Source organism: Exiguobacterium sp. s40 (assembly GCF_018617905.1).
Classification (GTDB): Bacteria; Bacillota; Bacilli; order Exiguobacteriales; family Exiguobacteriaceae; genus Exiguobacterium; species Exiguobacterium mexicanum_A.
Genome location: NZ_JACSLC010000009.1, coordinates 1 through 23,150, shown reverse-complemented (window position 1 = coordinate 23,150; position 23,150 = coordinate 1). Strand labels below are relative to the sequence as shown.

Sequence of the window (23,150 nt, the reverse complement as noted above, 5' to 3'; positions counted from 1 at the left end):
TGTCATTATATCACGGTCCATGCAAGCGTTTGCAACAGCTGTTATTAAAAAGGTTTATGGCCACACGCATGGCCATAAACCTCTCTGTTCACTCGTACGATTGAATCAATTCGATGATTCCTGTTGGTTGACCGGAGTCGGCAGCGAGTTCGGCCGGCGTCATGCCATCCTCGTTCTCAAGCGAGACGTCGGCGCCGTTCTCAAGCAACAACCCAACCGTATCGATGTCCACGCCTTCATTATAGAGCAAGTTATGAAGCGGCGTGTCGCCGTACAAGTCTTGCGTGTTGACGTCAGCCCCGTCTGCCAATAAAGCCTCAAACTCTTCGTACGTTGCGGCGTTATAGGCAAGTTCTTGAATCGGTTCTTCTGACATCGCATCAAGTGAGCCGATGCCTTCCGATAAGCCCGTCAATCCATCGCTCGTGAACAACCAGGCGACGATGGCCACGTTGACAATGACGCTCAAGATGATCGTGCTGATAATCGAACCTTTGACGTATCCGGCCGTCTTGAAGACCGGAACGTTCGTTTCACCCGCGTTCGTCGCGATGGCCGCAATCCGTTTCGGGAGCGGCGGATGCGTCGATAACAGCTCGCTCAACTTGGCGATAAATCCGTTCTCACGGCTCGCTTCGTACAAGTAGTCAAACTCGCTCACTTCTTGTGCCAACTTCCCACCGATCGCAAGAATCGTGAGGGCACGTTTCGATGCGGCTTGTTCTTGAATGTAGTGGGCGGCCATGCGGTCACACGTAAATTCACAGGCGCGCGAATAGGCAGACCCTAAAAACGGGATCCAGCCGCCGAGCATCATGGCCCACTGTTTTTGAACGTGATTACGGCGAATGTGTGCCAGTTCATGCGCAATGACAAACTCGACTTCTTTCGTGTACCCATCACGTGACAACTCGATGATATCCTAATACAAGATGACCATGTTCTTTTGGAAGAAACGTGTCGCGAAAGCGTTCAAGACGCCCCCGGCTTGAAGAATATAGACGTCCGGGAGTAGGCGAATCCCCATCTCTTGCCCGACACGCTGATACGTATGACGCAAGTCGGCGAATTGACGCTCTGTCACTTTGACGCCGTTCGTGCGAATATATCCGATTTGAAGCCAGTGCGTGAATAGAGACAGTGCTAAAATCGTTCCGATTATCCATAAGAAAATACCGAGTGAGGCGATTGTGAAGACGATTCCTAACACCACCGTCAACACGCTGGCCGCGACGAGCAGTCCAAAATACAGTTTTTCGTTCTTATGTACCAATTGCGATTGTTTCATGTAAAATTTCCCTTCATTTTCCATATGAAGTCCATTATACCTGATAATTGGATATCGACAACAAAAAAAATAGAAACTGACACGGGTGTCAGTTTCTATTCGAGGGTCAAGCGATACAGCTGATCATCCTCATTGCTCGGATTTCCGCGTCCATCCGTATTGTTCGTGATGAAGTAGAGCTCTCCGTCTCCTAACCAGACATCACGGATACGCCCTTTGTCCTCGACGAGCGGGGTGACCTCTTTTGTCTCTCGGTCGATGGCAACAAGGCGATTCCCCCGAAGCGTCGCCATGTACACGTAACGGTCGTCCGCCGCGATTCCCGAAGGTGCCCACGACGTCTCTCCGACTTCGAACCATGGTGTCTCGAGACCATCTTGTTCCTGGTCTGCCTCGATGAGCGGCCAGCCATAGTTGTTTCCCCGCTCGAGAATGTTCACTTCATCGTGACCGGACGCCCCATGTTCACTCGCATAAAGCGTGTCGCCAACTTTCGTCAAGCCTTGGGGATTGCGGTGGCCCGACGAATAAATCCAATCGGTCGGCTCGCCTGTTCCGGATAAGGACACCCGTAACACTTTTCCGGCAATCGACGTCTCATCTTGAGCGAGATCCGGAACGAGGGCGTCTCCCGTGGTGACCCAAAGTGCGTCGCCATCGAGCAATAAGCGGCCGCCGTTGTGGAACTGGGCGCCTGGGATCTCATCGAGCACGACAGCCGTCTCTTCAAAGCGCTCCCCGTCCCACGTCAATTCGACGACCCGGTTTCGTACGTCCCCAGGTGTCCCGTACGTATGATAGGCGTACACTTGTCGGGATGTCGTGAAATCTGTCGTCAAGGCCAGGCCGAGTAAACCGCCCTCACCGATTTCGAGCACATCTTCTTCGAGGACGACCGGTTGTCGGTCGAGATTCCCGTCCGCATCGATGACGGCGATTGTGCCACCTCGTTCCGAGATAAGCCACCCTTCGTCGGTCCTTACCATCGACCACGGTACGTCCAATTGCTCAACGACAGACTCGCTCGCACCGAATGTCAGCGAATCGTCTGCTTCCGATGTTGGTGTATCGCCTGGTGTATCTTCCGCAGGTGTTTCTTCAGTCGACTCTTCGCCCGGAGTCTCCTCTGGCGCCGGTGCGTCAGCAGGTTCCGATGCACAACCTGCTAATACGGCAAGAGATAACACAAGGATCCATCGTTTCAACATGATCGCCTCCTTTTCACCATCATACCGTGTCTTTAGTTGTCGCGTGAAGGTTCGGGTGGGTTAGCTGGTAAGCGAAGCGCGATCAACAATGCGATGAACGCCGCGAGTGCCGCTCCGATGAAGACGGTATTCAATCCCGTGGCGATGAGTTGCTCGCCTTGGAGCCGGACCGTCGTGTTTAACGTCTCGGTGACGCTTCGATTAAAGAACGATTCGAGTGATACGTCGCTCAAGCCCGCCTCGTCACGGAAACCGCTGAGGACGATAAAGTTGAATACTGCACCAAACACGGCAACACCGAGCGTCTGACCGACTGTACTCAAAAATGAGTTCGCGGCCGTCGCGGTCCCGCGTTGCCGGTAAGATACGACGGTCTGCAAGACGACGATGAACATCGGCTGTGACAAGCCGAACCCGACGCCAATAATGGCGACAGCGAGGTAGACGAACAGATCTGGGCTTGATTGCGTGAGCAGCGTCAAGATGGTTGTCCCGATCAACAAGAGACTCATTCCTGTCACGGCCCGACGCCGTGGCGAGGCCGCTCCAAGTGTACGGCCGCCGATAATCGACGTGAATGTCCAAGCGACCGAGAGTGGCATGAGCATGAATCCGGCTTCGGTCGCTGATTTCCCAAGGACGGCCTGTGCCCAAATCGGGATATAGGCCGACATTGACACGAGGACCCACGCCGCGAAGAAGACGGCCCCATTGATCGACGCGATGATTGGTTGTTTCAATAATTCGAGTGGCAAGAGCGGTGTCTTCGCCCGTCGTTCCGATAAGAAGAAACTGGTGAGCAAGATGACGCTGAAGACGGCACTGGCGACGACCGAGGCCGTCCAGACGTTCGTCTCGCTGAACGTGATCAGCCCATACAAGAACGCCGTCGTACCGAACGCGAACAACAACGCTCCTTTGACGTCAATCCGTTCCGTCGTCTCGGTCACGGTCTCTTTATAGAACGTGACGATCATGATGAACGATAACAGTGCGAACGGTACGTTCAATAAGAAGACGTAACGCCAAGACAACGTCTCGACCAAGAACCCGCCGATGACCGGACCGAGAACGCCCGATACGCCCCACACCGCGCTCAAAATCCCTTGAATCTTGCCGCGCTCTTCGTATTTATACAAATCGCCGATAATCGTCATCGAGATCGGTAATACCGCACCGGCGCCGAGCCCTTGAAGCGCCCGGAAGACAATCAGTTGTTCCATCGATGTGGCAAGTCCGCAAAGAAGTGAGGCGAGCGTGAACAGCCCGATTCCAAATAACAGGACACGCTTTCGGCCGAACAAATCGGCCACCTTCCCATAGATTGGTGTCGATACCGCCGTGAACAGCAAGAAGGCGGCAAACACCCAGCTCACGAGGGCAGCCCCATTCAATTCGCTCGCGATGACCGGCGTTGCGACGGAGACGACCGTCCCTTCAATCGCCGCTAAAAAAGTCGCCAACAACAGCGCGACCGTAACATTCTTTCTCATTTGTTTCATCTCCCCAATAAAATAGTGGTGCCGGAAGGTTCCGAGCACCACTTCAACTGTCTATTATTTTGTGCGAGCCGCGCCGGTTTGACAAGCCTCAACTTCCGATTCGAAAAAGAAACGTTTGATTTCAGCATAAGCCGCCGCTTCGTCCGTGACGAGGACGCGACCTGCAAGCCGACCGTCCTTGAGCATCCATACTTCATCAGCGAGCATCGCTGCCACATCAAGCTGGTGTGTCGAGCAGACGATCGTCGCACCACGCTCAGCTTCTTCCCGCAACAAGCCACCGAGCAGACGCATCCAAGTCGGATCGAGTCCGTTCGTCGGTTCATCGAGGAGCAAGATGTCAGGTTTCGTCACGAGTGCCTGCGCCAGTAGGAGACGTTGACGCATCCCTTTCGACAACTTCCCGACGGCTCGGTTTCTCAATCCATCGAGACCGACGCGCTCCAACAACGCTAAATCCGGTTTCACACCTTGCCATAATGCGTAATAGGCGTACGTCTCACCGACGGTCCAAGACGAATCGAACGCAAAGTCGTCTGGCATGTATCCAAACGTCCGATGGTACGCCTTCCCGTCATCGATCGTTCGACCGTTCAAGGACACGCTCCCGACGCTTGGGGGAATCGTGCCGTTCATAAGATTCAACAGCGTCGACTTCCCAGCCCCGTTACTGCCGCATAAAGCGACGACCTGGCCTGAGTCAATCCCACCGTCAAGCGGATGGAGCGCCCATGACTCGCCGTATCGTTTTCCCACTTGATTAAGTTGAATCATGTCGACCCTCCCGTCGTAACCACCACGCCACCGCGCCCAACATACTGAGAATGACCCCGATGATCGTCGCACCGACGACAGCCGTACCGACCGGGCCGTCGAGCCACCTAATAAACGTCTCATAGATGGCCCCGAACAAATCGGGGGCCGCCAATACTGCGCTCACCCAGACGCGCAACAACTCAAATCCGTTCAAAAACAAGGCGCCGACCATCGCTTCCGCCTGAACACCGTATGGTATCCATGCAATGACACTGACGAGCACCGTCGGCCATAACAAAATCAAGACCGTCCAAACGAGGAAAGACATGAGGACGGCTTGAAGCCGATTTCGACCGATGACGCCAACGAATGTCCCGAACGCCGCCCCATACGCGATGAGCCCGAGCGAATATGCCCAAAGGACGACCCACGTCTTGAGAGGCATCGATACGAAGAATGACGAGAGCGCATAAGCGAGCGTGACAATTAAAGCCTGCGTCGCGAGAAAGGCGGTGTAACGCATCCAGACGAGGCGAAACATCGATAGCGGGTACGTCGTCAAGAGGCGCAAACGTTTCGACTCCCGCTCCCCTCCCCACTGGAGCGCCGTCGTCAACATGACGAAAAGCGGTAAGACGAGTCCGATGATGGTGAGGAATGTCGCGTTGACGTTCGTGTAGGCGGTCGCCACCGGTAGCGCTTGTCCGAGACCGCCAAGCAGCACGAGCGTCACCATCCAGGTGAACAGGAAGACATAACTCTCTTTTTGACGTAACGTGCGCGACCACTCGATCCGCCACAGCATCATTTACTGTCCGTGGCCTTCTGAGGAATCATTCTCACTCATCTTGCTATCATCATCTGCGTTCATCTTTTTATGCTGTTTCATTTCCCCGCGCTCCCATGAATGGTCTTTCAAGTCGTCGAGGTCCATGACCATGCCGCCGTTCTCGTCCACGTATGCCTCAGCATCCGCTTCCTTCGCAAACGAGACGATATTGTAAGCCATCGGTGTCTTCGACATCTTATCGTAGACAAATGTTCCTTCTTCAAGGTCGACCCATTCTTTCGTGTTGTAGTCTTTGACGTACATAGCTGCGATGTCTTCTTCTGTCTGTTCCGGATACCAGTCCCGCATCAAACAACCGATGTCATCGAATGCATAGCCTTTTCCGTTGTCCATAATCGCCTCGGCAGCGAACTGTTCGTCCATGATCTTCATGTTACATACAACGCATTCGGTCTCGCCCCATTCGATGTCAAACGGTTCCGCCGCCGCGCTTGAACACGCACCTAATGCGAGCGTCAATCCTGATACGGTAAGTAATCCTGCCATCTTCTTATAAGTAATCATCTTGTTTCCTCCCAAATCGCCATAATAAAATCAATAATCCACTTAACACGGTTGCCCCAACCGTCCCCTGCCACTTTAACTCGAACGTCGTCGCCCGTGGCGAAACATCGGTGAGCGTGACCTCGTCGGGGCTCCTGAGGACACGCTCGAGTACGGTCAACCCTGGAGCCCCGTACAGCAATTCAAACGCTTCATACGAATCAGCGAGCAAAAACAAATATGGGTCGGCCCGATACGGGATCTCGCTCTGCCCGTCCTGGGTCAAATCGAGTGTCTGCCCGCCCCATTCGTTGCCGACAATCACGTTATCGGCCGCTTCAAATGATACGACGGGATAGCGATTGTTCGTCACATCGTTCCCGGTCAACGTCATCCCGTTGGCCCGTTTCATCCTTAGGCCGATATCATTTCCGTTCACACCGTTATCATGAATCGCTGTCCATTCCGATTTTTCGGCATAAATGCCGACGCGGTTCCCATAAATCGCATTGGCACGGATGCTCGTTTCAATCGCTTCGAACAGCATGAGTCCCATTCCTGTCGCACCGACTTGATCATAGATTTGTCCATTCTCGATACGGACGCGCTCGGTCCCCATCACCATCGCGCCAGTTTCATTGTTGTGCAGATTCGGGGACACAATCGAGACGTCCGTCGGGAACATAAGATGAACGCCGTATCGTGAGTTCGTGACGAGCGGCCGGGTCAACTCGTATCCGGTCCCGTTTTCAATATAAATGCCGTCACGGACGTGGTCGACGATGGCTCCTTTGATGACGGTCGCCTCGCTATCCTCGATCGAGATTCCTTCCTCCTCACCCTTCCCTGTCACGTTCGGTCGAATCAACCTGACCCCGTAACTGTTCTCGACGGCGATCCCGGTCCCGGTCGCCTCAATCGTAACGTCGATGACTTGATGGCCGAGTCCCACGACGAGCACCGCGGGTACGGTCGTCCGTTCGCACTGTTCAATCTCGACGTTCTCGAGCACGGCCCCGGTCCCTTCGAGTTGAAACGCAGGATGTTCACAACTACTGAACCGCTTTCCTTCACCGTTAAACGTTTCGTTCGATTGAATCACAATCGGTTCTTCGAGCGACACCGGTTCCTCGTTCGCTTGAACAGTGATCGGTGAGAAGAACCATAACGCAAGTAACCCGCTTAGTCGTTTCATAACCCCTCCTCTTGATCAATCGCTTACAGAAAATATTGTACGAAAACCCAGGGGGGTATGTGTGTCATTTTTATGGGATTCATGTGACAGTTTCTTCATAAAAAAAACACAAGTGGCGAAGGGGTCATTTCGCCGCTTGTGTTGCTATCATTTCGCCTTATCGGCCCATACTTTCGTGAAGTCTTGAAGCATCTCGTCGCCTGTCTTTTGACCGCCAACGTATGCTTGCATCAGTGCGCCATACTCGTTGACCGCACCATCCGGATACTTGAACCAGTTCCACGAGATCGTCTTGCCTTCGTTTGAATAGGCCAAGATATCGTCTGCAAGTGGTCCAAGGTCGTTCGCTTCAATCGATTTGAACGCTGGGATAAATTTGAACTTGTTGACCATGTAATCTTTACCCGTATCAGACGTCGCCATCCATTCGAGGAAATCCTTCGCTTCTTCCTTATACTCGGAGTTTTTGTTGACGACCCAGTTGTTCGGGACACCGACCGGGAGGCGGTCCATCTTCTCTTTGTCATCATTGATCGGAATTGGCACGAAGCCCATCTCGATGTCCGGGTTCACGTCAAGAATCATCTGTTGCGCCCAGTTCCCTTGCTGAAGTATTGCCGTCTCACCTTGAGCGAACTGTGTGACTTGCGTGTTATAGTCCGTCGTGAGCGGGTTCTTATTGCCGTATTTGATGGTGAGGTCAAACAGTTTCAAGAATTGTTGGAACTGCTCATTGTCCTCAAATTTTTCTTTATTCTCGTTGAGTGCCTGGATGAACGCATCCGGGTCGTCTTGTTGCGCCATCGGAATGTTGAACAAGTGAATTCCGAGAATCCAAAACTCGGCATAACCGACCGAGAACGGCGTGATGCCTGCTTTATCCAACTTCTCAGCCGCATCCGTCAACTCAGACAACGTCTTCGGCAACTCACTGATGCCCGCCTTATCGAACAGCTCTTTATTATAGATGAAACCATAGCCTTCCAAGTTCATCGGCATCCCGTACAGTTTGTCGTCCATCGTCATCGGTTCTTTGGCCACTTCGGTCAAGTCACCGACCCATTTCTCGTCCGACAAGTCTTCCAACTTGTCTTTCCACGTTTGTGCTTCGGTGAAGCCACCGTTATTGAAGATGTCCGGCTCGTTGCCTGACGCGAACTGGGACTTGAGCGCTGCCCCATAGTCGGCTCCGCCTCCGACCGTTTGGACGGTCACTTTGACGCCAGTCTCTTCTTCGTATTCTTTCGCCATCGCCTCGAGGTCTTTGGCGATTTCCGCCTTGAACTGGAAGACGTTCAACGTGACGTCTTGTTTGTCCCCGCTATCCGCGTTCGCATCGTTCGATCCTTCATCTTCCGTAAGCGACCCGCCGCCACAGGCCGCAAGAGTCAATACCATCCCAGCCGTCATCACGGCGGTCGATAATCTCCATTTACGTTTCATTTCGCTTCCTCCCTAAGTATAGAGTCGACATTCATGATTCCAATCGGTACACCCTAACTTTAGATGAAAACGCTTCCATTATGTAGGTGTCAAAATTGACGTGTAGGGTGGAAAATGTTGCACAGAAAACCAGGACTTTCTTATTGAAAAAGAAAGTCCTGGTTTTAGTTTCTTCTATATAATTACAACAGGCTGATTCCGGCTTCTTCACACGCGGTGATCATCTCACTCGGCCAAACCGAAGATTGGACTTCGCCGATATGGCGGGCACGAAGCAAGTACATGGCGACGCGGGATTGCCCGATGCCCCCTCCGATGGTAAGCGGGAGGCGTCCTTCGAGGACGGCTTGGTGGAACGGGTACTTCCGTTTCTCTTCGGCACCGGCTGTAGCCAACTGCTCAGCGAGTACCGTCTCGTCGACACGGATCCCCATCGACGACAATTCGAACGCCGATTCGAGTTCCGGGTGCCAGACGAGGATGTCGCCGTTGAGTGACCAGTCATCGTAGTCGGCCGCACGACCGTCATGCTTATCGCCTGAGGCGAGTGCACCACCGATTTGCGAGAGGAAGACCGCACCGTACGCTTTACAAATCGCGTGCTCACGTTCTTTTGGTGTGAGCGTCGGGTAAAGGTCTTCGAGTTCTTGGCTCGTCAAGAAATGAATCGACTCTGGCAAAATCGCCTCAATCCCGTACATCGATTCGACCGTCTGTTCCGTCTCGCGGAGTGCCGCGTAAATCGATTCGACCGTCGCCTTCAAGTACTCCGTCGTCCGGTGTTCCCGGGCGATGACGCGTTCCCAATCCCATTGGTCGACGTGAAGCGAGTGCGTCGCGTCGAGCTCTTCATCACGACGGATGGCGCACATCTGGGTGTACAAGCCTTCCCCGACCTCGAATCCGTAACGGCCGAGCGCTTCTCGTTTCCATTTCGCGAGCGACTGAACGATTTCAAGTTCGTGTCCCGGATACTGCGTGTCGAACTGAATAATGCGTTCGACGCCGTTCAAGTGGTCGTTGACACCGCTCGCCGATGTGACGAACAGCGGGGCCTGCACTTGTGTCAACCCAAGCGCCGTGCTGAACTTGTCTTCGAATGTCGCCTTCACTACTGTAATCGCCTGTTGTTTCGCTTTCATCTTGCTTGTTGCTGTCGTTGTCATGTTTTCTTCCTCCAATTGTGGGATTTTGGGACGGAGCAATAGAAAAAAGCCCTCCAATCCCATGGACTATGGGACGGAAGGCTTCAAGCTCCGCGGTGCCACCCAAATTAGTAGACGAATCTACTCACTTTTTCGAGACGAACATCTCGTAGTTCCGATAACGGGGAACATTCCGGCTACGTCTACTTGCAAAGCGTTCGGGTAGCGACTCCAGGAGGTTCTTCGACAGAGATTTCAGTCCGGGCTCTCACCTTCCCCGGCTCGCTTTGCTTACGTCTTCTGTGTACTCGTCCTTTCAATGTCGTTCACAATTGAATTGACCCAATTATTATAAATATTCCGACGAATGTCAACAGCTTTTTTCAAAAAAATTCTCCCCCGTGTAGCGGACGGGGGAGATCCCTTGGGAAGGGTTATTTGATCGAGCCGCTCGTGATCCCTTTGATAATATGCTTTTGCATACCGAAGAAAAAGACGAGGAGCGGAACGATCCCAAGGACTAAACCAGCGAGTGCCAAATCCCATTGTTTTGTATATTGTCCGAAGAAATAGAACGTCGCGAGCGGAATCGTCCGCAGTTCGATGTCTCGGAGGACAAGTGAAGGTAACAGGAAGTCGTTCCAAATCCAAAGGCTGTTCAAGATGACGATCGTCACCGTGATCGGTTTTAAAAGCGGGAACACGATGCGCCAAAAGACGCCCCATGTCGAACAGCCGTCAATGATGGCTGCTTCTTCGATCTCTTCCGGAATCGACTTCATAAACCCATGATATAAGAACACGGAGATGCCTGACCCAAACCCGAGATACATGACCATCAGTCCCCAATGGCTATTTAACAGCCCGAGTACGCTCGATACTTTCACGAGCGGAATCATGATTGACTGAAACGGGATGACCATCGCCGCGACGAACAAGAAGAAGATGACCGTCGAAATCCAATGTTTCGTCCGGACGAGCTTCCAAGCCGCCATCGATGTGAACAACACGATCAGTAGGTTCGCGCCGGCCGTGATGAGGAGCGAGTTCAAGAAGACGCGTCCGTAGTTCATCGCCTCCCATGCCTCTGAATAGTTCGAGGCGAGCCAAACATTCGGCAAGGCAGACGTATTCGTGTAAATCTCGGCGATCGATTTGAACGAGTTGACGATGACGTAATAGAACGGGACGAGGTACAAGAGCCCGAGTAAGATCGCCACCAACTCGACGAGACCGAGCCCCGCCGTATATCCGCCCGTCCGCAACGGCTTTTGCGGCAACAATTGTCGTGGTGCCTGATCGATATTCGCTTCGATGCGTTCAATTTTTTCCGTCGTCATGCCTCCACCTCCCGCTTTTTCGTCAAGTACACTTGCGTGACGGTAATCGCCGCGACGACGAGGAAGAAGATGACTGCTTTCGCCGAGCCGAGTCCGTAGTTGTTATTCACAAACGATTCGGTATAGATGTTCAAAGCGAGCATCTCCGTCGATTTGAACGGCCCGCCGTTCGTCAGTGACAAGTTCGTATCGAATACTTTGAACGACCATGAGATGGTCAAGAACAGACAAATCGTGATCGACGGCATGATCATGGGGAGGGTGATATGACGAAGCATCTTCAACCGGTTTGCCCCGTCGATTTTAGCCGCTTCGAGTAAATCTGTCGGCACATTTTGGAGCGCCGCGATGTAGATGACCATGACATAGCCCCCACCTTGCCAAATGGCGACGATGACGATGCCCCAGAACGCCGTCTGAGCGTCACCTAGCCATGGCAGTTCGAACAGACTCCACCCGGTCAGTGCCCCGATTGATTCAAAGCCTTTCACATAGATAAACTGCCAAATGAACCCGAGAATGAGCCCGCCAATCAAGTTTGGCATGAAAAAGACGGTGCGCAGGATATTGCGCGTCTTAATGTTCATCGTCAATAGTAAAGCCAATAGGAAACCGACGATATTCGTCAGCACCACGGCCACGAGCGTATATTTCGTTGTAATCCAGAACGAAGCGCGGAACTGTTCATCTTCAAATAAAATCCGATGGTAGTTGTCCAGTCCGACCATATTCAATTGCCCCGTCACACCGTTCCAATCTGTGAAACTGTAATAAATCCCGTTGAAAAATGGAATAAGCACGATTGCCACAAATGCCAAAAAGGCCGGACCAACGAATGTGATAAAACTCGCCGGCTTCTTCCAATTTCGTCTCCGTTTGATTCGTTTCGGTGTTTCTGTCATGTTCATCGCCTCCACTATCAACTTACCTTCCTGGACCAAAAATGAAAACGGATACATTTGACGGAAAGGGTGGAATATATTGCACTCAATGGGTGAATTCTACGAAGCGATGGGTTATGATAAACTCAATGACAACACGAACGAGTCTTCCCTAACGAAAGATTAAACCTTGATTCTGGGTCGATTCACGAATGAAAATAGCTAAATAGATTACATTGTTCGAAAGTGGAGGGATTTTATACATGACGACGATTAAACCGTTATCCGACCTAACAATTGCCCAACAAGCCGAGATGCTACCTGTCAAAGAGATTGCGGAAAAACTCGGTTTACAAGAAGATGACCTCGATTTATACGGGAAATATAAAGCCAAGTTATCATTCGATGTCATCGATCGGATGGCGACTCGAGAAGACGGGAAACTCATCCTCGTCACGGCGATCAATCCGACTCCAGCCGGTGAAGGTAAATCTACCGTGACCGTTGGGCTTGGCCAAGCGCTCAACCGACTCGACAAGCAAGCGATCGTCTGTCTGCGCGAACCGTCGCTCGGCCCGACGATGGGTTTAAAAGGCGGTGCCGCTGGCGGAGGGTTCAGCCAAGTGTTACCGATGGAAGACATCAACCTTCACTTCACAGGCGACATGCATGCGATCACCGCAGCTCATAACACGATCAGCGCCATGCTCGATAATCATCTTCATCAAGGGAACGACCTCGGGATCGATGTCCGGAAAATTGTTTGGAAACGTGTGCTCGACTTGAATGACCGGGCGCTCCGTCACGTGACGATCGGTCTTGGCGGCAGTGCCCACGGGGTACCGCGTGAAGACGGATTTGACATCACCGTGGCGTCTGAAATCATGGCCATCCTCTGCCTCGCCGATTCGTTGACCGACCTTGAGACGCGCATCAAGCGTATCGTCGTCGCCTACGATCAAGACAACGAACCGATCACGGCCGAACAAATCGGTGCGGCCGGTGCCGCGACGTTGCTGTTGAAGGAAGCGTTCAAGCCGAACTTGGTGCAGACACTTGAACAGACACCAGCCCTCGTTCATGGCGGTCCGTTCGCCAATATCGCGCACGGATGCAACTCGTTGATTGCGACGAAAACCGCGCTCAAACTCGGCGAATATGTCGTCACCGAAGCTGGATTCGGAGCCGATCTTGGTGCCGAGAAGTTTTGTCATATCAAGTCACGCATCGGAAAATTGAATCCGGACGCCGTCGTTCTCGTGGCGACTGTCCGGGCTTTGAAAATGCATGGCGGCGTCGCCAAAGACCAACTCCACGTCGAGAACGTCGGAGCTGTCGGAAACGGATTGAAACTCCTCGCCAAACATGTCGAGACGATGGGGAAACTCGGCTTGCCGACCGTCGTCGCGCTCAACCGATTCAATTCGGATACGGCCGAAGAATTGACGGCCGTCCTCGACTGGTGTGAAGCGAACCACATACGTGTCGCGCTCAGTGAAGTGTGGTCAAACGGAGGCCAAGGCGGACGCGCGCTCGCCGAGGCCGTCATCGAGACGATTGAGTCGAATGAGAGTGCATTCACCCCGCTCTATGCGTTGACCGATTCGATCGAACAAAAAATCTTGACGATTGCCCGTGAAGTGTATGGGGCGGCCGACGTCACGTTCACCGCGACCGCAAAAAAACAAATGGCGCAAATCGAAGCGAACGGCTGGCAACACTTGCCGATTTGTATGGCGAAGACGCCGTTCTCGCTGTCAGACGACCCGACGAAACTCGGTTACCAGTACGGGTTCACTGTGACCGTAAGAGAGTTGAAACCGTCGGTCGGCGCTGGCTTTCTCGTCGCCTTGACCGGAAACGTCTTGACGATGCCGGGTCTGCCGAAGCAACCGGCCGCCTTGAATATGGGAATCGACGAGACCGGTAAAGCGATCGGATTATTTTAAACGACACGGAGGGATACAGATGGACGTCACGGAACATACGTATGCGGACGGGTATCGGACGCATGTGCTACACATTCCAGCCTCACAACCAATTGGAAATTGCTTCATCTTTCACGGTATGCTCGAGCATCACCGACGATATGTCGAATTCGCTAATTTTTTGTCAGAAATTGGTTTTAACGTATTCCTATGCGATCTCCGCGGTGCCGGTTCTTTGGCACGGGATCAGTCCACTTACGCCCACTTGTCTCCACATGAAGGATTTGATCAAATGGTTGATGACGCTATCTCACTCCTCGATCACTATCAAGACGAGTTGCCGACCGTCGTCCTCGGCCATAGTTTCGGCTCACTGCTCGCCCGTCGCCTCGGGCAACGGTTAGGTCATCGCCTAGCTGGCGTCATCGCCGTGTCTCCGCCTCCGCATTCGGGATGGATCGGGCGGATCGGACTGTATGCGATCGATCTGGCCATCCGGTTCAAAGGGAGCCAATATCAATCTCGCTTCTTCGAACGCTTGATGTTCGGACGATACAACTTAAAGTTCTTACCCGCCACGACCGAGAGCGATTGGATTTCAAGCGTTCCAGAAGAAGTATCCTCCTATGTAAACGACCCGGATTGCGGTGGCATTCCGACGCTCGGCTACTTGCATGAGGTCGCCCGCGCCTCACTCGATGTGACGTCCACTGCCCGGATTCACGAGCATCCGAAAACGTTACCCATCTTGTTCGTTGTCGGGGCTGACGATCCGGTCGTCCATGACGGTGAAGGACTCACGGGAATCGTTCATAAACACCAAGTTGCCGATATCGAGTTGACCGTTCTCACCTATGACAATGCCAGACATGAGATTTTGCGTGAACGACAACGACAAGACGTGTGGACCGATATCGGCGATTGGATGCATCAAACCGTACAATTCGAAAAAAGAACCTCCATTTCCTAGGAGGTTCTTTTTTCTTTCCATAATAATACATCACTTTTCTAATTCATTTACCTTTTTTGTAATTTACATTCTTCTTTCCAATTTTTAAGTACGCTATACTTAGACCGCACACTACATGAATACATACATGTTGATCTGTATTCACCGAAAGGGGTAACACATTGAAGCCAACAATCACACGATTGAGCACGGCCGTCCTCATCTCTAGCACAATGTTGAGTACGCTTGTTCCCGCTCATTCATATGCAGCAACATACGAAGGAACCGTGAATACATCTATTTTAAACGTACGTTCCGCCACTTCGACCACTTCGGACATTGTCGGGAAATTGACGCAAGGCGAGACCGTTCAAGTGTACACAACGAACGATAACTGGGCCCAAATCGAATTCGAGGGCGAAAAACGCTACGTGTCGGCGACGTATTTGACATTGAAATCAACCGTTGAAAAGACAGCGACGACAACGGCATCGGCCTACACAGCGGACGCGAACGTCAACTTGCGTTCGTCGACGTCGACTTCTGCCGTCATCCTCACGACGATCCCGAAAAACGCGACCGTGACCTATATCTCTTCGCACGGCGCGACCGGCTCGTGGATGAAAGTGACTTACGGGAAATATACAGGTTACGTTGCAGCCCGCTACTTCACACCGACGACGCCTGTCGAAACGCCTTACTATACTGTCAAGACAGCCGTGCTGTATGACTCGACAGGTTCAGGGGCGACGAAAATTGGAACGATTCCGGCAGGTGCCAAAGTGACGCACCTCGCCTCACTCGGCGCGACCGGTTCGTGGTTTAAAATCGAGTACGGCTCGACCGTCGGATACGCCCCGGCCCGGAACTTCTCGACTTCGCTCTTGACGCCGGAAGCGACGACCCCTTACTTCGCGGTCAAGAACGTCGCTTTCTATAACAGTTCCGCCTCGGGCGCGACGAAAATCGCGACGATCCCACTCGGTGCCCAAGTCGAACAACTCGCGATGCCAGGGCTGAGCTCATCTTGGTTCAAAATCCGCTACAATGGCGTGACCGGCTATGCGGCAGCACGTAATTTCTCAAAGACAAAACCAGAAACCGTTGTGCGGACGCCTTACTATGCCGCTCGTGACCTCGTCTTGTATAAATCATCAGCTTCAGGGGCGGAACGTCTACGGACAATCCGGGCCGGTAGCAAAGTGACACAAGTGTCAGAGGCCGGACTCGCAAGTTCGTGGTTCAAGATTGAATATGATGGCGTGACCGGCTATGCCGCGGCTCGAAACTTCTCGACGACTCCGCCAGAAGTGATTGTGATCAAACCTTATTACGCGATTCGCAACGTGGCGATGTATAATTCATCGGCTTCGGGTGTGACGAAAATTGACACGATTCCATTCGGCGCGAAAATCGAGCAGATTTCGCAGAGTGGATTGTCGAGCTCATGGTTTAAAGTACGTTACGACGGGAAAACGGGCTATGCAGCTTCACGCCATTTCTCAGTCGACAAACCGGAGGTGATCGTCGTGACCGATTATTATACGACGCAACGAGTCGTCCTCTATGACCGGTCTGTTTCACCGAAAACAAAAATCGCCGTCATTCCGACGGGAACGAAAGTTCAGCAAATTTCTGAGGCTGGCTTGACGAGTTCGATGTACAAAATCAAGTACGGCTCGCTCACGGGCTATGCGACCGCCGCTTATTTCGCCGACAAGCCACCGGCTCCGGAAGAACAGTTAGAAGCTGAACGGGAAGTCGAGGTCGTCGTCGCCAACAATGGCACGCTGAACGTTCGGACGAAGCCGGTGGACGGAAACGTCATCGGCACGCTCGCGAACGGCACGGTCGTCAAAGTGAAACCGATCGTCGGTAGCGACTGGGGCGTCATCTCGTATCTCGTCAACGGTTCGCTCGTGAAAGGGTACATCTCCCTCACGTATACGAAACCGTACACGCCACCTGTTGCCGGCAGCAAAGAGATGGTGATCACAGAGACGGCTTATCCGTATACCCTCGCGACGATGGTGGCTACCCAGCGAAACGTCATTTCTCAATCAGACGCTTTCCGGGCCGCGAACGCGTATGTGCCGAAGTCGCTGATTTCCAAGAGCACGACAGGTGAACTATTCACGACGAAGTTTCAATATCTAAAATCTACCGCTTCGTCTTCTGCAACGACTCTTGCTACGTTACCGAATCACACTAAACTTGCTTACCTCGGCTCTCAGCAAGTCGGGACCGCAATTTGGTATAAAGTGAAATATGGTTCCTTTACGGGCTATGTCATGGCAACAGCGACCGCACCGGCCGGAAAAGTCATAGCAACCGAACTGTACTCAACTCGATTCCAGTATTTGAAGGCGACCGCATCGTCAGCATCAACGAACGTGACCAGCGTATCGACCAATACGAAACTCGACTACCTTGGTACACATAAAGTCGGCTCGACGACGTGGTACAAAGTGAAGTACGGATTATTCACCGGATACGTGAGTGCCGCTAACGTCGCTGGGAACGTCAATGTATTAAAAGATGCAGCGATGACGTCCCACTCGTTTGGGGTAATCAATCCCGGTGAAGATGTCGCCATTACAGGGGAAACGGATCAATACTATACAATCGCTTATTATCGTCCGAGCGGATACCATATCCGTGTCTTCGACCAATCATGGCGACGGGCGACGGATGAAGAAATCACGCGCCAAGTCTCCCCATCATCGTTTGCTAAAACTTCGCGTGAGTACTTCCAATTCCTAGATTTGTCGAAGGGCGCTGACTTGACTGCCAGCGTCTTGAACAAGTCGCTCATTGGAAAAGGTATTTTAGCAGGCCGTGGCCAGGCGTTCATCGACGCCTCACGCACGCATAACGTCAATGAGATTTATCTATTGTCACATGCATTGATTGAAACAGGTCACGGCACATCTGGCCTCGCTACCGGAACGCTCGTCTCGAGCGTCGACGGCAAGGCCGTCACGCCGAAGACCGTCTACAACATGTATGGCATTGGTGCGATCGATGGGAACGCCCATGTCAAAGGTGCCGAACGCGCTTATAAAGAAGGCTGGTTCACACCGGAAGCTGCCATCATCGGCGGTGCCAAGTTCATCGGCGACTCATATATCAACAATCCGAGCCGGAAACAGAACACACTCTATAAGATGCGGTTCAATCCAAGTAACACCGGCACAGACCAATACGCTTCAGACATCGCATGGGCGACGAAACAAACAACCAGTATGTATAACATGTACCAACAGCTTGACGCCTACACGCTTTACTTCGATGTACCGAAATTCCAGTAAGACACAAAGAGACACGCAACCGTTATAGGTGCGTGTCTCTTGTTATGTCCATTCGATCGAGTCGATAATCGATTCGATTTCCAACTTTTCATTCGTCACTTCATCGGCGACATACGTCAAAAACAAAAGTCGCTTCCCGTCTGTCAACGACCATACGTCGAGATGCATGCCGTCTTCAATTCCGCTCGCGTAGGCCGTCGTCATGCCGCCGGCCTCCGACGTGACGCTTGGGGCGACTTTGACGTCGATCGGGAACTCACCTAAAAACGTGTTCAATTCTTGAAGCGCGGCGTCACTCGGGGCTTGTGCTTCCTCCGCTTCATAGATGGACATTTGAAGCGTCCCTTGCGCGTCTGCCTCGACCGAGTAAAAACTGACATGGTCTTCTTCTTCATTGTATTCAAAGTGTTCTGGGTAGGATAGACGGATCCAACCGTCAATCTCGTATTCCTTCATGCTGTTTGCTCCTTCGTCTTCTTAAATGCTAGACCTGTCACCCTCTTCGCTTGGAGCGCATATTTGAGGCGCTCCGTTACGTAAAGGCGTTGACTGTTTTGGTCTTGGGCAATCATGTGCCCGAATAAGTTTAATCTTACGGTTTGATGTGATAAAAAATAGAGTCGGTCCGGGTCTAACGGTCGATATTCGCCTGAATCTTCGAGATGCTCAATCTCGAAGCGACGCAATACGTTGAGCGCGCAATATTGATCCGTCTTTCCGGTGCTCGTGTGCAACTCGACTCGAACGAGTTGAATATCGTATGGGCATAAGTTCATAAAAATTGGACCGATTCGTTCATGGATGAGCAACACTCCCATATCCGTCTCAATCAAATCGGGGAGTGCCTGCTTGTCTTGTGAGATGCTCAAGACGACATAAGGACGTTCAGTCGGTGCGAGCAATTCCCCTTTAAAAAAGCGGAATCGTTGGATGCCGGTCAATACACGGGCCCGCCAGGCACTCCCACGAGCTTCCGCTTCAATCCGATATAGCCTTTCTCGACTCACGACTACTCCCCCTTCATCTGTTTGAGCGACGCGACGAATCGTTCCCACTCCTGGTCGTCACAGACGACCTTACTTTCAATTCCCCATTCTTCATCGATAGTCAAACGTACTTCGTTCGTTTCGAGATGACGCGTGAGCTGTAATGCCCCGATTTGGACGAATAACGGTTCAATGATGAACTGATCGGTCGCCGGACTGACCCATTTCAAGCGCTCTGTCCGGAGAATCACATGCCAATTCGCCTCACGGCTGATCGAGAATGTCCATTGGCGCAGCTTCGTCTCATGATTGATTTGTTTGCCTTCTTTCATCATCCGAAAGCCCTCGCTCATCATCTGTAAATAGGATTTACGCTCACTCATGCCCCATCCACTCCTCTCTCCTATTATCTTAGCAAGACGACCTAGCCGCAACAACCAATGTTTTTTCAAAAAAGGGTTTGCAAAGCTAAAATCCTGTGCTATTATATTACCGTAACGTTAAGCGTTTCGCGGGTGTAGTTTAATGGTAAAACCTCAGCCTTCCAAGCTGATGACGAGAGTTCGATTCTCTTCACCCGCTCCATTTTAAAATTTCATATGCGGGTGTAGTTTAATGGTAAAACCTCAGCCTTCCAAGCTGATGACGAGAGTTCGATTCTCTTCACCCGCTCCAATTACCGACATATACGCGAGAATTTGCTCGCACACATAACCGCACGGTACACCGTGCATGAAGCAGGACGTCATTCGACGTTCTGCTTTTTTGTTTTTCACGATAATAGCAGTCATACCGGCGACGCTTAAATGATGACGATTCGGGAAAAGGATGGAAGACAAGAAGGAGGGATTCCCGTGATTCAAGTACGTCTTCAACCGTTCACTGTTTACGAAAGTGCACTCATGCGAACGACTTCGACGTTGATTGAGACGAATGAGAGCTTAATCGTCATCGATCCGAACTGGCTGCCTGAAGAGATTGCCACCATCCGCCGAGACGTCGAACTGCGTCGACAAGGCAAAAAGCTGTATGTCATCTATACGCACCAGCATTACGACCATATTATCGGTGCCTATGCGTTTCCCGATGCGACCGTCATCGCATCTCAGGCGTTCGTCGAGACGGATGCGCGCTCGCAGTTAGACGAGATCCAGTCGTTTTATGAGCAGTATTATATCGATCGCCCCATCGTCAAACCGGCCGTCGACATCATGATCTCCGAGGACGGGACGCTCGCACTCGGCTCTACCCCCATCACGTTTTTATTGACGCCAGGACACGAGTCGACCCATATGTCTTTAATCGTCGAACCGCTGCGACTCCTGATTTGTGGCGACTACGGGTCTAATATCGAGCCTCCGTTCATCGAGCATGATGCCGAGGCGTATTTGAATTCCTTGCAAAAACTCCAAGCCGCCATTTATGAGTATGAGATTCGTTGGCTCGTCCCGGGCCACGGCGATTTATGCGACGATCGCAGCAAGATGATGGAGCGGCTGAGCGCGGCCGAAGAGTATATCCTCGCTCTGCCCGAGGAACGGGTTTGGTCTCCCCATTGGCCCGAGCACGCCTTTTTCCAACGCGTCCATGAACGGAACCGTAAGCACGTCAAACAAAAAGCGAAAGATCGCGAGTCACGGCAGCAAGATTATTGACACAAAAAAATCGCAACGTCTCCCCAAGACGTTGCGATCCCCCCTATTATGTAGACCTATTTCTTTGTGATGCGCTCTGAACGGACCGTGAACATACGGTCAATCCCATAAATGGTCACGCCGGTTAAGGCGAGCAATCCAATCATAGCTGATGAAAACATTGACCATACCCCCATTGTTCACAAATTCGTCAAAATCACCCCGTGCCTTCATTATAGAAGAAAACAAACAAAAAAGAAAGCGTTTTCTTCTAACTTTCTTCACAATTTTGTCACCTCTTTGAGTTCCCATTTGCTTGTCCAGCCTTGCGCAAATATGTGTAGCTTTTGTGGAATGTGGGAATACACTCTATAAGAATAAAGAGATAGAAAGCTGTTCGTTGAGGAGGAAGAGGCATGATTAAGTACGGCACATTGGTGCGGGTCGAAGGGAAGTATGCCGTGTTACGTTGGAACAACGGCTCGAGTTTCATCCCAAGACGATTCTTGCCATCAGAAGCACGTGTTGGCGATACAATCATTCGAGATAATCATCACTATTATCTCGAGGAAGACATGACACCGAATTTTGATGCGCTCATCAAACAACATTATAAAAAGTAGACAAAGACAGACCGGTTCACTCCCAGTCTGTCTTTGTCCGTTCATTTACTTTGTTTTGTCTCGCAACCAATCGAAATCGACCGGTCCGACTTGTTTGGCGGTGATCACACCGTCTGATCCGATGACATAGGTCGTCGGCATGGCCACAATGCGATACGTTTTTACAGCCTCGCCGTCTTCGTCTAACAGGACCGGGAAACTGAGCGGCACTTCTTCTAAAAATGCATCGACATCTCGTCGGCCGCGACGTTCGTTATTCGTGATGTTCACGCCTAGCACAGGGACGCCCGTCTCATCGCTAAATTTAATCAGTTCAGGTAGTTCTTCACGGCACGGAGGACACCACGTCGCCCAGAAGTTCACTACAACCGGCTGTCCTTTGTAATCGGCGAGCGATAGGCGTTCCCCTTCGACCGTCTCCAGTTCAAGGGCCGGCGCGCGTTGACCGACCTCGAGACCGCCAAGTACGCTATCGTCCGTGGCGATGCTGACCGCCGGTTCCTTCGCCTGACTATTAAACTCGTCATATCCTTTATAGCCTAAACCGGCCACGAGACCAGCCATGATCAATCCAATCGCTAGTTTATGAAATCGCATGATTTACCCCTTGTCCTGTGTACTGTTCACTCCTAAACTTAACTTATCATATCATTCAAAGGAGAGTAACTATCTTGCAACTTTACAACGAGAAAGTTAGCGTCACACTAAAAGCACACGGTGCCGAAATGACCAGTTGGAACGTCGACGGGACGGAGCTCCTCTGGCAAGGTGACCCAACGTATTGGGGCCGGCAAGCCCCGATCCTTTTTCCGTTCGTCGGACGCCTGCTCGACGACCGTTACTTATATGACGGAATGACGTACACGATGAGCCAACACGGATTTGCGCGCGACGAACTGTTCGAGGTCGCCGAGGCTTCCGATACCCACGTCCGCTTTATCCTGCGCGATTCTGTCGAGACGCGTAAACACTATCCATTTTCATTCGAACTGAATGTCATCTATCGCCTCATCGGCGAAGAGTTGAGCGTGACGTATCGTGTCGTCAACCGAGATGATACCGTCCTCCCGTTCAGCATCGGCGGGCACCCGGCCTTTAATATCCCATTTGCCGGGGGGACGTTTGAAGACTATACGATTGACTTTGGGGAGACGCGAACACTCGACCGTCTATTGCTCGAAGGACCTTACTTGACGGGTGCCTATCAACCTCTCGGGGAACGCCGTTACATCCCGCTGACTCATCACTTGTTCGACCAAGATGCCCTCATCTTTGAACAAATCGAGTACGCAGCGCTTCGACATCAACCGAGCGGTCGGGCCATCGTCATGGAATCCCCTCACTTCACCCATTTCGGCATCTGGTCGCCTCCACACTCCGACGCCCCGTTCGCTTGTCTCGAACCTTGGTTCGGACACGCTGACTACAAAGGTCATCGGAAGGACATCCGCCATAAAGAAGATATGCAACTGCTCGACCCTGGTGAGTCGTTCGAGGCGACTTACACGCTCTATACCGAATAAAAAACGAGCTGACCGATGTAATCTGTACCCCTTGTAAAGGACAATAATAAAAAAACTTATGCTGATTCAAGGAGATGATTCCTGTACTGTACGGGAGTCATCTTT

Annotated in this window: 22 protein-coding genes, 2 tRNA genes and 1 other annotated feature; of the genes, 8 read left to right on the top strand and 16 right to left on the bottom strand. The window is 51.9% G+C overall.

Annotated features, from left to right (window positions below):
- Positions 1-88: 88 nt before the first annotated feature.
- The 12 genes from KNP02_RS09410 to KNP02_RS09355 all read right to left on the bottom strand — a co-directional run bounded on the left by KNP02_RS09410 (position 89) and on the right by KNP02_RS09355 (position 12,112).
- Positions 89-910 carry a M48 family metallopeptidase gene (locus KNP02_RS09410; protein WP_214708727.1) on the bottom strand — a complete coding sequence of 274 codons (822 nt, stop codon included), beginning with the start codon at positions 908-910 and terminating at the stop codon, positions 89-91.
- Between the two features lie 12 nt (positions 911-922).
- Positions 923-1,288, bottom strand: coding sequence for a M48 family metalloprotease (locus tag KNP02_RS09405; RefSeq protein ID WP_214708725.1), 366 nt, complete (start codon positions 1,286-1,288; stop codon positions 923-925).
- Between the two features lie 95 nt (positions 1,289-1,383).
- Complete coding sequence (locus tag KNP02_RS09400; RefSeq protein ID WP_251129246.1) at positions 1,384-2,493, bottom strand: PQQ-dependent sugar dehydrogenase; 1,110 nt, start codon at positions 2,491-2,493, stop codon at positions 1,384-1,386.
- Positions 2,494-2,528: 35 nt separating this feature from the next.
- A complete protein-coding gene (locus KNP02_RS09395; protein ID WP_214708721.1) occupies positions 2,529-3,989 on the bottom strand; it encodes an MDR family MFS transporter in 1,461 nt (486 codons plus the stop codon).
- A gap of 63 nt (positions 3,990-4,052) precedes the next feature.
- Positions 4,053-4,772: an ABC transporter ATP-binding protein gene (locus tag KNP02_RS09390; RefSeq protein ID WP_214708719.1), complete on the bottom strand. Its 720-nt coding sequence runs from the start codon at positions 4,770-4,772 to the stop codon at positions 4,053-4,055.
- Positions 4,759-5,562 (bottom strand): ABC transporter permease, encoded by an 804-nt coding sequence (locus KNP02_RS09385; RefSeq protein ID WP_251130738.1) that lies wholly within the window; start codon positions 5,560-5,562, stop codon positions 4,759-4,761. Before KNP02_RS09385 ends, KNP02_RS09390 begins: the two co-directional genes overlap by 14 nt.
- Positions 5,563-6,108, bottom strand: coding sequence for a nitrous oxide reductase accessory protein NosL (locus KNP02_RS09380; protein ID WP_052090279.1), 546 nt, complete (start codon positions 6,106-6,108; stop codon positions 5,563-5,565).
- A complete protein-coding gene (locus tag KNP02_RS09375; protein ID WP_214708717.1) occupies positions 6,095-7,282 on the bottom strand; it encodes a right-handed parallel beta-helix repeat-containing protein in 1,188 nt (395 codons plus the stop codon). Before KNP02_RS09375 ends, KNP02_RS09380 begins: the two co-directional genes overlap by 14 nt.
- Positions 7,283-7,429: 147 nt before the next feature.
- The gene (locus tag KNP02_RS09370) at positions 7,430-8,725 is read right to left on the bottom strand and encodes an ABC transporter substrate-binding protein (protein WP_214708715.1); all 1,296 of its coding nucleotides are present in this window, start codon (positions 8,723-8,725) and stop codon (positions 7,430-7,432) included.
- A 182-nt stretch (positions 8,726-8,907) separates the two neighbouring features.
- Complete coding sequence (gene asnA / locus KNP02_RS09365) at positions 8,908-9,891, bottom strand: aspartate--ammonia ligase (protein ID WP_371819469.1); 984 nt, start codon at positions 9,889-9,891, stop codon at positions 8,908-8,910.
- A 66-nt stretch (positions 9,892-9,957) separates the two neighbouring features.
- Positions 9,958-10,199: a binding site (T-box leader), on the bottom strand.
- Between the two features lie 105 nt (positions 10,200-10,304).
- Positions 10,305-11,210: a carbohydrate ABC transporter permease gene (locus KNP02_RS09360; protein WP_084592978.1), complete on the bottom strand. Its 906-nt coding sequence runs from the start codon at positions 11,208-11,210 to the stop codon at positions 10,305-10,307.
- The gene (locus KNP02_RS09355; RefSeq protein WP_251129245.1) at positions 11,207-12,112 is read right to left on the bottom strand and encodes a carbohydrate ABC transporter permease; all 906 of its coding nucleotides are present in this window, start codon (positions 12,110-12,112) and stop codon (positions 11,207-11,209) included. The genes KNP02_RS09360 and KNP02_RS09355 overlap by 4 nt, the downstream gene beginning before the upstream one ends.
- 242 nt (positions 12,113-12,354) lie before the next feature.
- Here KNP02_RS09355 and KNP02_RS09350 point away from each other — a divergent pair, with 242 nt between their 5' ends.
- From KNP02_RS09350 to KNP02_RS09340, 3 genes are all read left to right on the top strand, one after another.
- Positions 12,355-14,040 carry a formate--tetrahydrofolate ligase gene (locus tag KNP02_RS09350; RefSeq protein WP_214708714.1) on the top strand — a complete coding sequence of 562 codons (1,686 nt, stop codon included), beginning with the start codon at positions 12,355-12,357 and terminating at the stop codon, positions 14,038-14,040.
- A 19-nt stretch (positions 14,041-14,059) separates the two neighbouring features.
- Complete coding sequence (locus KNP02_RS09345; RefSeq protein ID WP_214708712.1) at positions 14,060-14,989, top strand: alpha/beta fold hydrolase; 930 nt, start codon at positions 14,060-14,062, stop codon at positions 14,987-14,989.
- A 161-nt stretch (positions 14,990-15,150) separates the two neighbouring features.
- The gene (locus tag KNP02_RS09340) at positions 15,151-18,279 is read left to right on the top strand and encodes an SH3 domain-containing protein (RefSeq protein ID WP_214708710.1); all 3,129 of its coding nucleotides are present in this window, start codon (positions 15,151-15,153) and stop codon (positions 18,277-18,279) included.
- Positions 18,280-18,321: 42 nt separating this feature from the next.
- Here KNP02_RS09340 and KNP02_RS09335 read toward each other — a convergent pair whose 3' ends face one another.
- The 3 genes from KNP02_RS09335 to KNP02_RS09325 are packed head-to-tail and all read right to left on the bottom strand — an operon-like array spanning position 18,322 to position 19,648.
- A complete protein-coding gene (locus KNP02_RS09335; RefSeq protein ID WP_214708708.1) occupies positions 18,322-18,735 on the bottom strand; it encodes a hypothetical protein in 414 nt (137 codons plus the stop codon).
- Positions 18,732-19,286 carry a hypothetical protein gene (locus tag KNP02_RS09330; RefSeq protein ID WP_214708706.1) on the bottom strand — a complete coding sequence of 185 codons (555 nt, stop codon included), beginning with the start codon at positions 19,284-19,286 and terminating at the stop codon, positions 18,732-18,734. Before KNP02_RS09330 ends, KNP02_RS09335 begins: the two co-directional genes overlap by 4 nt.
- A 2-nt stretch (positions 19,287-19,288) precedes the next feature.
- Positions 19,289-19,648, bottom strand: a complete 360-nt coding sequence (locus KNP02_RS09325; protein ID WP_214708704.1) for a hypothetical protein — start codon at positions 19,646-19,648, stop codon at positions 19,289-19,291.
- A 128-nt stretch (positions 19,649-19,776) separates the two neighbouring features.
- On the opposite strand from KNP02_RS09325, the gene KNP02_RS09320 reads away from it, so the two are divergent.
- The 4 genes from KNP02_RS09320 to KNP02_RS09305 all read left to right on the top strand — a co-directional run bounded on the left by KNP02_RS09320 (position 19,777) and on the right by KNP02_RS09305 (position 21,522).
- Positions 19,777-19,850: transfer RNA gene (locus KNP02_RS09320), tRNA-Gly, on the top strand.
- A gap of 16 nt (positions 19,851-19,866) precedes the next feature.
- Positions 19,867-19,940, top strand: a tRNA-Gly gene (locus KNP02_RS09315).
- Positions 19,941-20,119: 179 nt separating this feature from the next.
- The gene (locus KNP02_RS09310; protein WP_214708703.1) at positions 20,120-20,920 is read left to right on the top strand and encodes an MBL fold metallo-hydrolase; all 801 of its coding nucleotides are present in this window, start codon (positions 20,120-20,122) and stop codon (positions 20,918-20,920) included.
- A 395-nt stretch (positions 20,921-21,315) separates the two neighbouring features.
- Positions 21,316-21,522 (top strand): DUF3006 domain-containing protein, encoded by a 207-nt coding sequence (locus KNP02_RS09305; protein WP_016508383.1) that lies wholly within the window; start codon positions 21,316-21,318, stop codon positions 21,520-21,522.
- Positions 21,523-21,567: 45 nt separating this feature from the next.
- On the opposite strand, the gene KNP02_RS09300 is transcribed toward KNP02_RS09305, so the two are convergent.
- A complete protein-coding gene (locus KNP02_RS09300) occupies positions 21,568-22,119 on the bottom strand; it encodes a TlpA family protein disulfide reductase (RefSeq protein ID WP_034781171.1) in 552 nt (183 codons plus the stop codon).
- Positions 22,120-22,193: 74 nt separating this feature from the next.
- Between KNP02_RS09300 and KNP02_RS09295 the strand changes: the two genes are divergently transcribed.
- Complete coding sequence (locus KNP02_RS09295) at positions 22,194-23,045, top strand: aldose 1-epimerase family protein (RefSeq protein ID WP_251128517.1); 852 nt, start codon at positions 22,194-22,196, stop codon at positions 23,043-23,045.
- Positions 23,046-23,150: the final 105 nt, after the last annotated feature.